The 14,239-nt window shown below is 68.6% G+C and carries 12 protein-coding genes; 10 read left to right on the top strand and 2 right to left on the bottom strand.

Annotation, left to right across the window (positions count from 1 at the left end):
• The first annotated feature begins 53 nt into the window (after window positions 1-53).
• Genes ABS642_RS06410 through ABS642_RS06435 form a run of 6 tightly spaced genes read left to right on the top strand, consistent with a single transcriptional unit; the run spans window position 54 to window position 6,963 of the window.
• A complete protein-coding gene (locus tag ABS642_RS06410; RefSeq protein WP_350352663.1) occupies window positions 54-1,019 on the top strand; it encodes an NAD-dependent epimerase/dehydratase family protein in 966 nt (321 codons plus the stop codon).
• The gene (locus ABS642_RS06415) at window positions 1,016-2,128 is read left to right on the top strand and encodes a DegT/DnrJ/EryC1/StrS family aminotransferase (protein WP_350352664.1); all 1,113 of its coding nucleotides are present in this window, start codon (window positions 1,016-1,018) and stop codon (window positions 2,126-2,128) included. Before ABS642_RS06410 ends, ABS642_RS06415 begins: the two co-directional genes overlap by 4 nt.
• Window positions 2,125-2,757 (top strand): imidazole glycerol phosphate synthase subunit HisH, encoded by a 633-nt coding sequence (gene hisH, locus ABS642_RS06420; protein WP_350352665.1) that lies wholly within the window; start codon window positions 2,125-2,127, stop codon window positions 2,755-2,757. Before ABS642_RS06415 ends, hisH begins: the two co-directional genes overlap by 4 nt.
• Window positions 2,757-4,742 carry an N-acetyl sugar amidotransferase gene (locus tag ABS642_RS06425; protein WP_282213861.1) on the top strand — a complete coding sequence of 662 codons (1,986 nt, stop codon included), beginning with the start codon at window positions 2,757-2,759 and terminating at the stop codon, window positions 4,740-4,742. Before hisH ends, ABS642_RS06425 begins: the two co-directional genes overlap by 1 nt.
• Complete coding sequence (locus ABS642_RS06430; RefSeq protein ID WP_350352666.1) at window positions 4,742-5,929, top strand: hypothetical protein; 1,188 nt, start codon at window positions 4,742-4,744, stop codon at window positions 5,927-5,929. Before ABS642_RS06425 ends, ABS642_RS06430 begins: the two co-directional genes overlap by 1 nt.
• A complete protein-coding gene (locus tag ABS642_RS06435; protein WP_350352667.1) occupies window positions 5,926-6,963 on the top strand; it encodes a D-glucuronyl C5-epimerase family protein in 1,038 nt (345 codons plus the stop codon). The genes ABS642_RS06430 and ABS642_RS06435 overlap by 4 nt, the downstream gene beginning before the upstream one ends.
• Window positions 6,964-6,972: 9 nt before the next feature.
• On the opposite strand, the gene ABS642_RS06440 is transcribed toward ABS642_RS06435, so the two are convergent.
• Window positions 6,973-8,130 carry a glycosyltransferase family 1 protein gene (locus ABS642_RS06440; protein WP_350352668.1) on the bottom strand — a complete coding sequence of 386 codons (1,158 nt, stop codon included), beginning with the start codon at window positions 8,128-8,130 and terminating at the stop codon, window positions 6,973-6,975.
• Window positions 8,131-8,255: 125 nt separating this feature from the next.
• Here ABS642_RS06440 and ABS642_RS06445 point away from each other — a divergent pair, with 125 nt between their 5' ends.
• Genes ABS642_RS06445 through ABS642_RS06460 form a run of 4 tightly spaced genes read left to right on the top strand, consistent with a single transcriptional unit; the run spans window position 8,256 to window position 13,097 of the window.
• Window positions 8,256-9,530 carry a hypothetical protein gene (locus tag ABS642_RS06445; RefSeq protein ID WP_350352669.1) on the top strand — a complete coding sequence of 425 codons (1,275 nt, stop codon included), beginning with the start codon at window positions 8,256-8,258 and terminating at the stop codon, window positions 9,528-9,530.
• Window positions 9,514-10,689 (top strand): hypothetical protein, encoded by a 1,176-nt coding sequence (locus tag ABS642_RS06450; protein WP_350352670.1) that lies wholly within the window; start codon window positions 9,514-9,516, stop codon window positions 10,687-10,689. The genes ABS642_RS06445 and ABS642_RS06450 overlap by 17 nt, the downstream gene beginning before the upstream one ends.
• Before the next feature lie 4 nt (window positions 10,690-10,693).
• Window positions 10,694-11,860 carry a glycosyltransferase family 4 protein gene (locus ABS642_RS06455; protein WP_350352671.1) on the top strand — a complete coding sequence of 389 codons (1,167 nt, stop codon included), beginning with the start codon at window positions 10,694-10,696 and terminating at the stop codon, window positions 11,858-11,860.
• 1 nt (window position 11,861) lies between these two features.
• Complete coding sequence (locus tag ABS642_RS06460; protein WP_350352672.1) at window positions 11,862-13,097, top strand: glycosyltransferase; 1,236 nt, start codon at window positions 11,862-11,864, stop codon at window positions 13,095-13,097.
• On the opposite strand, the gene ABS642_RS06465 is transcribed toward ABS642_RS06460, so the two are convergent.
• Complete coding sequence (locus ABS642_RS06465) at window positions 13,074-14,222, bottom strand: acyltransferase (protein WP_350352673.1); 1,149 nt, start codon at window positions 14,220-14,222, stop codon at window positions 13,074-13,076. The two genes, ABS642_RS06460 and ABS642_RS06465, sit on opposite strands and share 24 nt — an antisense overlap.
• Window positions 14,223-14,239 lie beyond the last annotated feature (17 nt).

The following is a 14,239-nucleotide window of genomic DNA, read 5'->3' on the forward strand; positions in this document are numbered from 1 at the left end:
CTGCCCGCTTCCGTGATGCCACGGGAGCTCGATAACGAGAGAACTCGAAATCCATGTCTGTGCGTTCAAAATCCATCCTGGTCACCGGCGGCGCCGGCTTCATCGGGAGCCACCTGGTCGATCGACTCATCCGTGACGAGCCCCGGCGGATCACCGTCGTGGACAACTTCTTCCTCGGCAGCATGGACAACCTCGCGGAGGCGAAGGCTGCTCGCCCCGACATCGACATCATCCGTCTCGATGCCGCCGACCTCGCCGCGATGCAGGACGTCGTCACGACCCACGAGATCGACACCGTCTTCGACCTCGCGGTGATCCCCCTGCCGACGTCGCTCACCTACCCGGCATGGACGGTGCAGACGAACGTCGGCATCGCCACCACCTTCTGTGAGATCGCGCGCCGCGGTCTCGTGGAGCGCCTGATCCACGTCTCCAGCTCCGAGGCCTACGGCTCCGCGCGCTACATCCCGATGGACGAGGGGCATCCGCACGACGCGATCACGCCCTACGCGGCGAGCAAGTCCGCTGCGGACCACATCATCGAGTCCTACGTGCAGACCTTCGGGATCGACGCCACCGTGATCCGGCCGTTCAACAACATCGGTCCGCGCCAGAACCCCGGCTCCTACGCCGGCATCGTGCCGATCATCGTCCGCCGCGTGCTCGACGGCGAGCCGATCGAGATCTTCGGCGACGGCGAGCAGACCCGAGACTTCATCTTCGCCAAGGACAGCGCCGACCTCATCGCCCAGGTGCACGACTCCGACGCGTGCCGCGGCAAGGTCCTGAACCTCGCCACTGGCGTCGAGACCTCGGTCAACGAGCTCGTCTCGCGCATCCTCGGTCTGATGGGACGTCCCGACCACCCGGTCATCCACACGGAGGAGCGCCCCGGCGACGTCCGCCGCCACCTCGCCGACGTGTCGCAGCTGGAGTCGCTCCTGGGCCACCAGTCGCCGCGCCTCACCGACGACGCGCTCGGCCAGACCGTCGAGTGGTACACCTCGGTCCTGTCATGAGGCTCAACATCCCGCTGACCGGCGCCCCGGAGGTCGACGCGGTCCGCGAGGTCATCGAGTCCGGCTACCTGACGCAGGGTGCGAAGACGGCGGCGTTCGAGGAGGCGGTGCGCGGTTACACCGCCGCCCGCCATGCCGCGGCCGTCAGCTCTGCCACGACGGGTCTGCATCTCGCCCTCGTCGCTCTGGGCGTCCAGCCCGGAGACGAGGTCGTGATCCCGGGCTTCAGCTTCCCCGCGACGGCGAACGCCGTGATCCAGCAGGGCGCCACGCCCGTGTTCGTCGACATCGACGAGGCGACGTTCAACCTCGACCCCGCACTCCTCGACGCGGCGGTCACCGCCCGGACCCGCGCCATCATGCCGGTGCACGCCTTCGGCCTCTGCGCGGACATGGACGCCATCAACGCCGTCGCCGCGCGGCACGAGCTGCCGGTGCTAGAGGACGCTGCCTGCGCGCTCGGCGGCACGTACGGGGGGCGCCACGCCGGCACGCTCGGCACCGCCGGCGTCTACTCGTTCCACCCCCGCAAGATCATCACGACCGCCGAGGGCGGGATGATCACGACCGACGACGACGAGCTCGCGAAGCGCATCGCCGTGCTGCGCGCGCACGGCGCCGTCCGCGGCGAGCTGTACATGGAGTTCGTCGAGGCGGGCTTCAACTACCGGCTCAGCGACGTCCACGCGGCCATCGGCCTCGCCCAGATGACCCGCATCGACGACATCGTCTCCGGTCGCCGGCGCGCGGCATCCGAGCTCACGAGCCGCGTCTCCGGCATCGAGGGCGTGCAGGTCCCGACGGAACCCGCAGGCACCGCGCACACCTTCCAGTCGTACGTCGTCCTCCTCGACGACCGCATCGACCGCGACGAGGTCATCCGCCGCATGCGCACGCGCGACATCGAGACGACGCTGGGGACGTACGGCATGCACCTGCAGCCGTACTTCCGCGAGCGGTTCGGCATCCCGGACGAGGCGCTCCCGCACACGACGCGCGCGCACCATCAGGCACTCACCCTGCCCCTGTATCCGCAACTGACCGAGGACGACATGGATGCGATCGCCGACGCGCTGCGGCTGAGCATCGAGGAGAGCACGACGCGATGACCCGACCTGACGTCACGATCGTCGACTACGGCGTGGGGAACCTCGGCTCGCTGCGCAACGCGCTGGCCAAGGTCGGGCGCTCCTCCGAGGTGACCAGCGACCCGCAGACGGTCGTCGACGCCGCACGCATCATCCTCCCCGGCGTCGGCTCCTTCGACCACGCGGTCGACCGATTGACGGAGACCGGCCTCGGCGAGGCCGTCGTGACGGCGGCGCGCGACAGGCGCACACCTCTGGCGGGCGTGTGCCTCGGCATGCAGCTGATCATGGACGGCAGCGACGAGGGCGAGCGGCCAGGGCTGGGGCTGATCCCCGGACGGGCTCACCGCTTCCCCGAGGAATTCGACGGCTCGCGCCTGCTCGTCCCGCACATGGGATGGAGCGCGGCCGTCGCGGCGAAGCCGTCGCGCCTCGCGCCGTCCCTGGGCGCCGGCGGACGGTTCTACTTCGTCCATTCCTACGCCGTCACCCCCGATGACGAAGCCGATGTCCTCACGTGGACCGAGTACGGCGAGCGCTACGCGTCGTCCGTGGAGCGCGACAACGTGATCGGGATCCAGTTCCACCCCGAGAAGAGCCACCGCTTCGGACTCGCGCTTCTCGGCGAGTTCGCGGTGGCGGAGGCCTGATGCACGTCTATCCCCGGCTGATCCCCGTCCTGCTCCTCGAGGGCGACCGCCTCGTGAAGACCAAGGGCTTCGAAGATCCCCGCTACGTCGGCGACCCGGTCAACGTCATCAGCATCTTCAACGACCTCGAGGTCGATGAACTGGTGATCCTCGACATCGGCGCGGCGAAGAGCAGGGTCCCGGCGCGGATGGAGCTGCTGAACCGGATCGCCACCGAGGCGTTCATCCCGCTCGCCTACGGCGGCGGCGTCGAGACCGCCGCGCAGGCGCAGGCGATCATCGCCGCGGGCTTCGAGAAGATCATCGTCAACACGGCGCTGATCACGCACCCCGATGCCGTCCGCGAGATGGTCCGCGCCCTCGGATCGCAGGCGATCGTCGCGAGTCTCGACGTGCGCGGCACTGAGGACGGCTACGTCGTCCACACCGGCGGAGGAGCGGATGCCGCGGCCTTCACTGTCGACGAGTGGGTCGCACTGGCCACCGACGTCGGGGTCGGCGAGATCCTCGTCACGAACATCGACCACGAGGGCACTCGCGAGGGCATCGACCTCGACCTCGTCCGTGCGGTGGCAGCGACGGCGACGGTGCCGGTGATCGCCCACGGCGGTGTCGGCGGACGAACCGACCTCGTCGCGCCGATCGAGCACGCGGGGGCGTCGGCCGTCGCCGCCGGCACGGCGTTCGTCATGCAGTCCGGGCGCGAGAGCGTGCTCATCAACTACCCGACGCGTCCGCAGATCGACGCGCTCTTCGGCCACCTCTTCGACGGGCGCGGGGAACCCATCGCCGCGCAGCAGTTCGGCCGCGAGTTCGATGCGGCCACGTCCGATGAGTTCCTGAGCTCGCCGAACGTGTGCCGCCGATGCATCATCACCTCCGACGTGCCCGGCGCGGCCTTCGACGCCGACGGCGTCTGCTACTACTGCCACCTGCACGACTCGCTCGACAAGCAGTACCCGATCGGGGTCGAGAGCGAGAAGGCGCTCGACAAGTTCGTCGCCGAACTCAAGGCGGCGGGCCGCGGCAAGAAGTACGACTGCATCATGGGCGTCAGCGGCGGCACGGACTCGTCCTACCTCGCGCACCTGCTCGTCAAGAAGGGCGTGCGCCCTCTGGCCGTGCACTTCGACAACACCTGGAACTCCCCCACGGCGACGTCGAACATCTTCGCCGTGCTCGACAAGCTCGGCGTGGACCTCGAGACGTACGTGGTGGACAACGCGGAGTACGACGACATCTACCGCTCGTTCATGCTCGCGGGCGTCAAGGACATCGAGGCGCCGACCGACATCGGGTTCATGGGCGTGCTGTATCGCGCTGCCGAGAAGCACGGCATCCGCCACATCGTCGAAGGCCACTCGTTCCGCACCGAGGGCATCTCCCCCATGGGCTGGCTGTACATGGACGGCGGCTACATCAAGGGCGTTCACAAGCTCTTCGGCACGGTGCCGATGAAGACCTATCCGAACCTCGACTTCGCGAACTTCGTCAAGTGGTCGGCGTTCAGCCGGATCCAGCGCACCCGCCCGCTCTACTGGATCGACTACAACAAGGAAGACGCGAAGCGCTTCCTCGCCGACGAGTACGGCTGGCAGTGGTACGGCGGCCACCACCTGGAGAACCGCTTCACCGCGTTCTACCACACGTACTTCCTGCCGACCCGCTTCGGGATCAACTTCCGTCAGATCGAGCTCTCCGCGCTGGTGCGCTCGGGGCAGATGGACCGGAGGCTCGCTGCCGCGCAGTTCATCGAGCCGCGCCACGGCGACCCCGAGCTCATCGCGATGGTGAAGAAGCGCATCGGCTTCGACGACGCGGGCTTCGAGCACATCATGACGATGCCGAAGAAGGACTACACGGACTATCCGACGTACAAGCGGCGGTTCGAGCTGCTCCGTCCGTTCTTCTGGCTCATGTGGAAGCTCGACCGCGTCCCCAAGAGCTTCTATGTGAAGTTCTGCATCCCGCGCAAGAAGCGATGATGACCGCGTCGACGTCGGTGGTCTTCCGGCGCCAGCAGGCGCTCCTGCGCACGCTGTACTGGGTGTTCAAGCCCTTCGCGCTGTTCACGAGGCGGATCGACTGGGTCGTCGGCCCCGAGGACATCGCGCTCATGGCGACGCACATCGCCGAGGCGCTGCCGAACAGCTACACCGCGATCCATGCGAGGAATCCGTTCTACGACGTGCCCTACGACGCCGTGATCCAGACCTCCTCCACCGCCCTCGGGGGCCGTCTCGCGACGTGGCGCCGTCTGTACGGCGGTCCGATCCTGCTGGCGTGGCTGGTCAACCGCGCACGCGGCTTCATCTACGTCGGCGGCGGCGCCTTCCTCGAAGGCCACCACGACGAGCGCGAGTTCGAGTTCGCGTTCATCCGGAGCCGCGGTCGACGCCTCGTCTGCTACTTCACCGGCAACGACATCCGCTCGCCGCGCCTGTCGGTGGAGCGCGCGGAGCAGAGCGGTCGCCCCAACATCGGGTCGATCCTCGTCACGATCGACCCGGTTTTCGCGACTCCCGAATACGACGACGCACGCCGGACCCGCGCGCAGGTGGCCGAGCGGCACTCCGAGGCGATCTTCAACGCCCGGAACGATCAACTCTCGTATCTCGAGGGACGCACATATCCCTTCCTCTACTTCTACCCCGATGAGCAGTTCGTCGGCCCGACCGCCAAGTTCGAAGCCCCCGAGCGGATCGTCGTCGTGCACGCACCCTCCAATCCCCTGCTCAAGGGGACGGATGTCGTGCGCGAGGTCATGGCCCGGATCACGCAGTCCCACCCGCAGGTCGAGTACCGCGAGCTGATCGGCGTGCCGCACGAGCAGGTGCTCGCCGCGCTCGACGAGGCGCACATCGCGCTCAACGAGTTCTACGCCTCGGTGCCCGGCGTCTTCGGTGTCGAGGCCATGGCGCGCCGCTGCGTGCTCGTCACGAGCGCACGGGTGGCCGACGAGCCCGACCTGGGCGAAGACGCGGAGGGAGCGTGGGCTGTCGCCGACGTGGATACACTCCACGACGTGATCACGGACGTGCTCGCGCACCCGGAGCGGATGTCGAGGCTGGCCGACCGCGGCTGGGACTGGTCCATGCGCCATGCCTCGGCGTCGGCGAGTCGGCGCGCGCTCGAACGCGCTCTGAGCTCGGAGCCGGGGTCGGAGCGGTGACCTCTCGCAGGGCGAGCGCCGTCGCCTCGCGGCTGGCGGCGTCAGTCGTCGCAGCCCTCCTGCTCGCGGGATGCACGGGTCCCGCCCCGGAACCCGCGGCGTCTCCCCCGCCGATCTCGACGGTCTCGCCGGGCCCGACTGTCGCGCCGGCTCCGACGACGAGCCTGAACGACGAAGGCTTCGCGACATCCGGGTGGACTCTGCGCACCGACGTCCTCAACCCCTTCTACGACCGGATCCAGGTCGACGTCGACATCACCGAGATCGACGACTCCGGTCTCGCGCTGTACCGGGAACAGGCCACCGGAAAGGTGCTGCCGCATCCGATCGTCAACGCGCAGTACGCGATGGCAGCGCTGCTGCGGTGGGAGGAGACCGGCGACGACATCTGGCTGACGCGGGCCATACGCAACGCCCAGGAGCTCGTCGACACGCACGTGGAGCGCGACGGCGCCTGGTGGTTCCAGTACGACTGGGACTGGACCTATCTCGATCGCACGCTCACGGCACCCTGGTGGTCGGGGATGGCGCAGGGTGAGGCGCTGACGGTGTTCTCCCGCCTCGCCGCCATCCAACCGGAGAATCCACAGTGGCGGCAGGCCGCCGACCGCACCGTGGAGTCGTTCTTCCAGCGTGGCGAGGGCAACACCGAGCCGTGGGCGACCGTCGTGGACAACGGCTACCTGTGGTTCGAGGAGTACGCGGGTGACCAGCCGCCGCTCCTGGTCATGAACGGGCACGTGTTCGCGATCTTCGGGCTCTACGAATACTGGCTGCTCAGCGGGGACCAGAGAGTCGCGACGTACATCGACGGCGGTGCCACCGCGATCCTGACGGCGATGCCGTTGATCCGCGGTGGCGAGGGCGCCGTGTCGTACTACTGCACGCAGCGCGACTACTGCCGCCGTGTCGAGTGGCAGAACGCCACCTACCACCCGATCCATATCCAGCAGCTTCACGCGTTGGGACGGATCACCGGTGCGCCGGAGTTCGACGAATGGGCCGCACTCCTGGAGAGCGACTGGCAGGGCTGAGCTCCGCGCCTAGCGGGAGCGGGCGATCGCGCTGACCGCTGTCGCCCAGTTCTCCACCTGCGTCTCGGCGGAGAGGGCCGACGCATGGGTCTGCACGGCGGCCTTGAACCCGTCGACCCGCTCGGGGGTGAGTCCGTCCACCGCCGCGAGGATGCTCGACTCCGCGAAGTCCGCTGTGACGATGCCGAGACCCCGCTCGGTCACGATGCCGGCCATCTCGATGGACGGCCCGACGATGATGCCGAGCCTGGCCTGCACGAAGTCGAAGAACTTGTTCGGCAGCGCGAGTGCGTTGTTCTCGCTCGTCGGCGGAAGCACGTGGATCCCCACGTCATAGCCGTGGAGCACATCGATCAGCTCTGCCTGCCCGACCGGCTCGTGGACCGTGATCCGCGGTCCGAGCTTCTCGGCGAGAGCGACGAGGTGCTCGCGGTCGGTGGGCGGGTTGTACGTCAGGTACAGGTCGAGGCTGACGTCGGCCGAGGAGGCGGCGACCGCCTGCATGATCTCCGCGAGACCTCGCTCGCGGAAGGGGTTGCCGCTGTGCACCAGCCGGATCGGACGGCTCGTCGGCGTCGGAGCGAAGTCCCGGAACGGCGTCGCGTTCGTCACCACGCCGGGATCGAGTCCGTACTCGCGGTATCGCTTCGCGATCTCGGCGCCCACGGTCGTGGACGACCGGACGCGCGACGCGAACCGGGTGATGAGCCACGTCCAATACCGGCGCTGCCGCAGACCGAGTTTCGTGTCGTCGACGGGGAGTCCGGGGAAGAACTCGTGGAGATCGGCATGGACTCGCTCCACTCCCGCCACGGAGATGGCCGCCCCGAGCGTCTCGGCATCGTTCGCGATGACCGCATCGAACCGGCGCCCGCGCAGCAGACGTCGGGTCTGCTGCACCAGAGGCACGTGGTCGTACCCCCACCGGAACCACTCCCGCTCGCGGGCGATGTCGTCGACGAGGTTCCCCCAGCGTCCGCGCGGTCGGACATCATCGGGATCGAGGGCGATGTGCTCGACGCGCGGGTCCGGAGACGCACCGGGCGAACAGGTCGTGATGTCGTACTCCTCTGCGAGCCGGCGCACCTGCTTGATCACCCGCGGATCGATATCGATCGCGTCGTAGGAGAGGATGAGGACCCGCGGCCGCTCGGAGGACGTCACCACGACGTCACGATCTCGGAAGGGGAAGGGCGGACGTCCTCGTATGCGATCCGGACACTCATGCGGTCCAGTCTAGGAGGCCGCGGCGCGGGTTCCCGGGAGGACACATCCCCGCCTCGGTAGACTGGATGGATGACCGCTGCCCGTTCCACGATCGCTCCGCGCTCGTGAACCGCAATCGTCTGCCTCGTTGGATCAACTCCCTCGTCGATCGGATCGCGGACGCCCCGATGAGCCCGATCGGCCGGATCGCCGCACGTCGGCTCGGTCCCGCCGCTCCTGCCGGAACCGTTCCCGCCACCGAATTCGAGGACAAGCCGATCAGGGTCCTCATCACCCCGATGAACTACTCGGGCCAGGGTCGAGCGTGGGCACGCGCGCTGGAGGCCGCGGACACGTCGATCTCGGCCCGCAACACGGCCGTCGACGTTCCCGGCGGATTCTCGTTCGAGGCAGACCTCGTCGTCCCCGTCGGGACGTACCACAACGGCACCGAGTGGCAGCAGCGCGAGTTCGACGCCGCGAGCCGCGCCACTCATGTGCTCATCGAGGCCGAGGAGCCCCCGTTCGGGCGGATGCTGTCGCGCTCGGTGGTCGCCCAGGCGACGGCGCTGCAGGAACGAGGCGTCGACGTCGCGTTCCTGGCCCATGGGACCGACGTTCGACTCCCCTCGCGCCATATGGCTGACAACCCGTGGTCGCACTACGGGGATCCCGGCATCTATGCGCCCAGAGCGGAGGTCCTCGCTGCGAGGAACATCCGGCTGCTGCTCGAGAGCGGCCGGCCTCTGTTCGTCTCGACTCCGGATCTGCTGGAAGACCTGCCGTCGGCCGCCTGGTGTCCGGTCGTCGTCGACCCGTCTCGCTGGGCCGCTGCGCCCCGTAACCGCACGGACGGTCCGCTGCGCGTCGTGCATGTGCCGTCGGTGTCGGCGGTCAAGGGAACGCAGCTCATCCTTCCGGCGCTCGAGAAGCTCGCCGACGACGGGGTCATCGACCTCCGTCTCGTGCAGGGCGTTCCGAGTGCCGAGATGCCCGCCGTGTTCGCCGATGCCGACGTGGTGATCGATCAGGTGCGCATCGGCTCCTACGGCGTCGCGGCCTGCGAGGCCATGGCGGCGGGATGCATCGTGGTCGGCCACGTCGCCGATCGCGTCCGTGACGAGGTCGACCGGCGCACCGGACTCGCGCTTCCGGTCGTCGAGAGCGATCCTCCGAGCATCGAGGAGACCCTTCGTCGCCTCGCCGCCCTTCCGGATCGCTCGGGGATCATCGAAGCCGGCGTCGACTTCGTGCGGCAGGTCCACGACGGTCGCATGGCGGCCGCGGTGCTGACAGACGAGTGGATACGTCCACGCACGAATACGGACCAGGAAGGTGACGCGCATGCATCCCGCGATTGAGCGGATCTGGAAGCTGGTACCCAAGCCGGTGCAGGACTCCATCGCCGCAGCTGTCGACAAGGCGAACGGCGTCGTGCCTCCTCCGCCGCCTCATCCCGATCTGACACGGCCTCACCGCGTGCTCATCGGCCCGGTCAACTACGCGGGCCAGGGCTACCGATGGTCGCGGGCGATCGAGGAGTCCGGGAGCGCCTCGGCCAGGAACTTCGTCCACGCCGAGAACAACGTCCTGCAGTACCCCGCCGACTACGTCGTGCCGTGGCGCACCTCGGAGCACTCCCGCGCCTGGCAGCGTGCCATGGTCGAGACCATCGCCGAGGAGTACACCCATGTCCTCGTCGAGGCCTGCGTGCCGGTTCTGGGTGGCATGTTCTCCGGGGATCTCCCGCGGCAGGTGGCCCTCATGCAGCGCAACGGTGCCCGTGTGGGGATCATCGGACACGGCACGGACGTCCGGCTCCCCTCCACGCACCTGCAGTCCACACCCTGGTCCCATTTCGTGGACAGCGACGAGTGGGTGGCGGCGGAGAAGGTCGAGGCCGTGGTCGCCGAGAACCTGCGCGTCATCCGTGAACTCGGCCTGCCGACGTTCGTCTCGACCGCGGGGCTCCTCATCGACCTTCCGGATGCGCACTTCCTCGGCGTGGTCATCGAACCCGAGAAGTGGGTGAACGAAGCACCCGTGCTGGAGCGCGACAGGCTGAAGGTCATCCACGCGCCGACGAACCCCCACGTCAAGGGGACGCCCCTCATCGTCCCGGCGGCGCAGCGGCTTCACGACGAAGGTCTGATCGAGTTCGTGCAACTCGAACGCACCCCGAACGAGGAGATGCCCGCCGTGCTCGCATCCGCCGATGTCGTGCTCGACCAGTTCCGCGTCGGCGACTACGGCGTCGCGGCCTGCGAGACCATGGCGGCGGGCCGTCTGGTGCTGGCTCATGTGACCGATCAGGTGCGCGTCGAGGTCGAGCGCCATGCCTCGATGCCGCTCCCCGTCGTCGAGGCCACGCCCGATGACATCGAGGCCGTGTTGCGCGACATCGTCGCGCGTCGCGAGCACTACCGTGCGATCGCCGCGTCGGGGCCGACGTTCGTCCGTCGTCTCCATGACGGTGCCTTCTCGCGCGAGGTGCTCCTGAAGCACTTCCTGGCGGTCTGAACCCATGCTGGTCACCATCGTCTCGCGCATCTATCGACCGGAGCCGTCAGCCGCGTCGCTCTTCCTCGGCGCGGTCGCGGACGAGCTGACCGACCGCGGGAACCAGGTGATCGTGCTCACTGCTCGGCCGCCGGGACGGATGACGACTCCCCGTCACTCCGAGACCGTCCGCACGTTCCCCGTCATCCGCGACCGCCAGGGGTACGTGCGCGGCTACATCCCGTACCTGAGTTTCGACATCCCGCTCGCCTTCCGCATGCTCTTCATGCGTCGCCCCGACGTCGTGTTCATGGAACCGCCGCCCACCACCGGGCTCGTCGTCCGCATCGTGTGCGCGCTGCGTCGGATCCCCTACGTGTACGACGCGGCCGACATCTGGTCCGATGCCGCCGATCAGGCGACCAACTCCTCGCTCGTCATCCGGGTGCTCCGTGCGATGGAGGGGTTCGGGATGCGCGGCGCCGAGCGTCTCGTCACCATCTCCCAGGGGGTCGTCACACGCGCTCGGGCGCTCGGCGTCACCCGCAGGATCGCCGTCACGGGCTTCGGGGCGGACACAGGGGCGTTCTCGCCGAACTCCGCGATCCCGGTGCGGCGGCTCTTCGTCTACGCGGGCAGCTACTCGCCCTGGCACGGAGCCGAGGCCCTGATCGACGCGTTCGGGATCTTCTCCCGCGAGCATCCGGGCTACACGCTCCGGTTCATCGGCAACGGCAGCGAACGCGAGACGATCGAGGCCCGCGCACGCGAGGTCGGTGTCGCCGACGCGGTCGAGTTCCTCGCCGCGGTGCCGGCGGAGCAGCTTCTCCCGCATCTGAACGAAGCCGTCGCGAGCATGGCGACCCTGCGACCGGGTACCGGCTACGACTACGCCTTCACGACCAAGGCGTACTCGTCTCTCGCGGCCGGCTGCCCCGTGCTGTTCGCCGGCCCCGGACCCACCGCCACGTTCCTGCGGGAGGCGAACCGCCACGTGCGGGCCGGAATCGCGTGCGAGCACGACGTGGCACAGATCGCCATCGCGATGGAACAGCTCGCGACCACGCCGCTCCAGGCGGAGGAGCGCGAGGCGCTCGGACGCTGGACCGCCGAGGAGCACTCCCTCGCAGCGGTCGCCCGCCGCGTCGTCGACAACATCGAGGCCGCGGCCGCCGACCCCGAGGAGGACTGAGATGGCCGGTCTGCACGATGTCGCCGGCTGGCTGGTCCGCCGTCGCTCGTCGCTGCCGGGGTGGGCGACGCGCATCATCGATGCCCCCGCCCGTAACCCGGACGGCCTGATCGGTCGACTCGCCTACCGGATTCTCGGCGGCGGCGGCGCCCCGAACACGCAGCCGCCGGACGCGGTCAATCGGGTCTACATCGCCCCGACCAACTACTCCGGTCAGGGTTTCCTCTGGGCCCGGGCGCTCGAGCGCGCGCAGAGCGATGTGGGTGCACGCAACATGGCCGTCGACATCCCCGGCGGATTCGCCTTCCCGGCCGACACGACTGTGCCGATCGCCGTCAACAACGCCTCCGCCGAGTGGCAGCGCGCGGAGTGGGAGTCGGTGCGGACCTTCACCCACGTCCTCATCGAGGCGGAGCGGCCGATCTTCGGCGGGCTCTTCGCTCGTCGCGTGCTCGCCGAGGTCGAGGCCCTCGAGGCAGCCGGGTTGTCCGTCGCGTTCCTCGCTCACGGCACCGACATCCGCAGTCCTCGCGCGCACGCGGCACTGACCCCCTGGTCGCCCTACCCCGAGGACCCCCGCACGGACATGCTCCAGGCCGACGCGGACGCGAACATCGCCCTCCTCGACATGCTCCGCCGTCCGACATTCGTGTCGACGCCCGATCTGCTCCTCGACGTCCCCTGGGCGAGATGGTGCCCGGTCGTCGTGGATGCTGAACGCTTCGCCCAGGACCACCCCGTGCTGGTCGGCCAGACGGCGCGAGTGATCCACGTCTCGAGTTCCGCCGTCCAGAAGGGCAGCCACCACATCGCGCCCGCCTTGCAGCCTCTCGTCGACGAGCAGGCCATCCGATACGACCTCGTGGCCGGCGTGAGCTCCGCAGAGATGCCGGCGATCATCGGCGACGCCGACATCGTGCTCGACCAGTTCCGGATCGGGTCCTACGGGGTGGCAGCCTGCGAGGCCATGGCAGCGGGGCGGATCGTCGTCGGCCATGTCCTTCCGGAGGTGCGGGAGCACATCCTCTCGGACACGGGTCTGGAGCTGCCGATCGTCGAGGCCACTCCCGACACGCTCCGAGCCGTCGTCAGCGAACTCCTCGCCGATCCGGTTCGCGCGCGGGCGATCGCCGAGAGCGGGCCGGCGTACGTGCAGGCGGTGCACTCGGGCGAGCGCAGCGCCGCCGTGCTCCTGGACGGCTGGATCAACCGCTCAGGCGGCTCCGACCGGGACTGAGCGCGTCGCGTCGCGCTTGTCCTTCCACCGGCGCATCCGACGCTCGAGCGGGCGCTCGACGAACGAGTGCAGTGCCCAGGCGGCCACGATGCACGCCGCGAGCAGGACGACGTACCAGATCAGGTTCGTCCACGACGGCGGCTGAAGGCCGAAGAGCCGCAGAGCCGTGTAGATGACCGTCGCATGGACCAGGTAGAACGCGAACGACCATTCGCCCAGCTTGACCTGGAGACGGGTGTCGAAGAAGACGCGGCGACCGTTCAGCGACGCGGATGCGAGAGCGACGATCGCGATCGCGCATCCGACCGTGAACAGCTCGTTGGCGAAGGTGCCGACGTAGCCGATCAGCGGCACGACACCGTTCAGACGGCTGCTGAGCAGGATGGCCAGGATGGCCGCCGCCATCGCACCGACGCCGACGAAGGGGTGGATGCGCGGGCGCCATCCGTTGCGCATGGCCCAGGCGAGAGCCATGCCCAGCACGAACTCGGGAAGGCGCTGGACGGGCAGCGGCACGAGCGGCAACCAGGATTCGGGCGCCAGGGCGACACCCGCCCGGTACACGAAGGCGTAGAGCACGACGCCCGCCGCCAGAAGGAGTGCCCCTCGCTTCGCCATGGGCACGAGCACCCGCGAGATCCACGGGTGCAGGGCGTAGAAGAACGCCTCGCAGGTCAGCGTCCATGCCGCCGGGTTGCCGGAGAAGAGGATCATCGGATTCGACCACCAGGCCTGGAGCAGCACGACCGAGAGCGCCAGGATGCCGAGGTCGAACGGCTTGAGGAAGCTGCCCTCGGGGATCACGGCGAAAGTGTAGAAGACCGGGATGGCGAGGAGGAGGGCCACCATGTGCGAGGGCCAGATCCGGGCGAAGCGCCGCCAGTAGAACGTGGACGTGGAGACGGCGGGTCGCGCGGACCACGTGAGCACGAAGCCGGAGAGCACGAAGAAGAACGTGACCCCGAAGTACCCGTACGAGAACACCTGAGCCAGCAGTCCGGGAACCGGCGCGAAGACGAGCATGTGGTAGAAGAAGACCAGGAACGCCGCCCACCACCGGAGCCCGGTCAGTGCGTCGAGTCGCTGCGTCGGCTCGGCGAGGACGTTTCGGGAGGGCAGCGACATCTCGTCTCGGTTCCGGT

It is taken from the genome of Microbacterium sp. A8/3-1 (assembly GCF_040267695.1).
GTDB classification, from domain to species: domain Bacteria; phylum Actinomycetota; class Actinomycetes; order Actinomycetales; family Microbacteriaceae; genus Microbacterium; species Microbacterium luteolum.

What these genes read in the sequence shown, in the direction of transcription:
- ABS642_RS06415 (WP_350352664.1), top strand. Translation starts at nt 1,016, where the DNA reads ATGAGGCTCAACATCCCGCTGACCGGCGCCCCGGAGGTCGACGCGGTC.
- ABS642_RS06445 (WP_350352669.1), top strand. Translation starts at nt 8,256, where the DNA reads ATGGATGACCGCTGCCCGTTCCACGATCGCTCCGCGCTCGTGAACCGC.
- ABS642_RS06450 (WP_350352670.1), top strand. Translation starts at nt 9,514, where the DNA reads ATGCATCCCGCGATTGAGCGGATCTGGAAGCTGGTACCCAAGCCGGTG.
- ABS642_RS06465 (WP_350352673.1), bottom strand. Translation starts at nt 14,222, where the DNA reads ATGTCGCTGCCCTCCCGAAACGTCCTCGCCGAGCCGACGCAGCGACTC.
- ABS642_RS06430 (WP_350352666.1), top strand. Translation starts at nt 4,742, where the DNA reads ATGACCGCGTCGACGTCGGTGGTCTTCCGGCGCCAGCAGGCGCTCCTG.
- ABS642_RS06425 (WP_282213861.1), top strand. Translation starts at nt 2,757, where the DNA reads ATGCACGTCTATCCCCGGCTGATCCCCGTCCTGCTCCTCGAGGGCGAC.
- hisH (WP_350352665.1), top strand. Translation starts at nt 2,125, where the DNA reads ATGACCCGACCTGACGTCACGATCGTCGACTACGGCGTGGGGAACCTC.
- ABS642_RS06455 (WP_350352671.1), top strand. Translation starts at nt 10,694, where the DNA reads ATGCTGGTCACCATCGTCTCGCGCATCTATCGACCGGAGCCGTCAGCC.
- ABS642_RS06460 (WP_350352672.1), top strand. Translation starts at nt 11,862, where the DNA reads ATGGCCGGTCTGCACGATGTCGCCGGCTGGCTGGTCCGCCGTCGCTCG.
- ABS642_RS06410 (WP_350352663.1), top strand. Translation starts at nt 54, where the DNA reads ATGTCTGTGCGTTCAAAATCCATCCTGGTCACCGGCGGCGCCGGCTTC.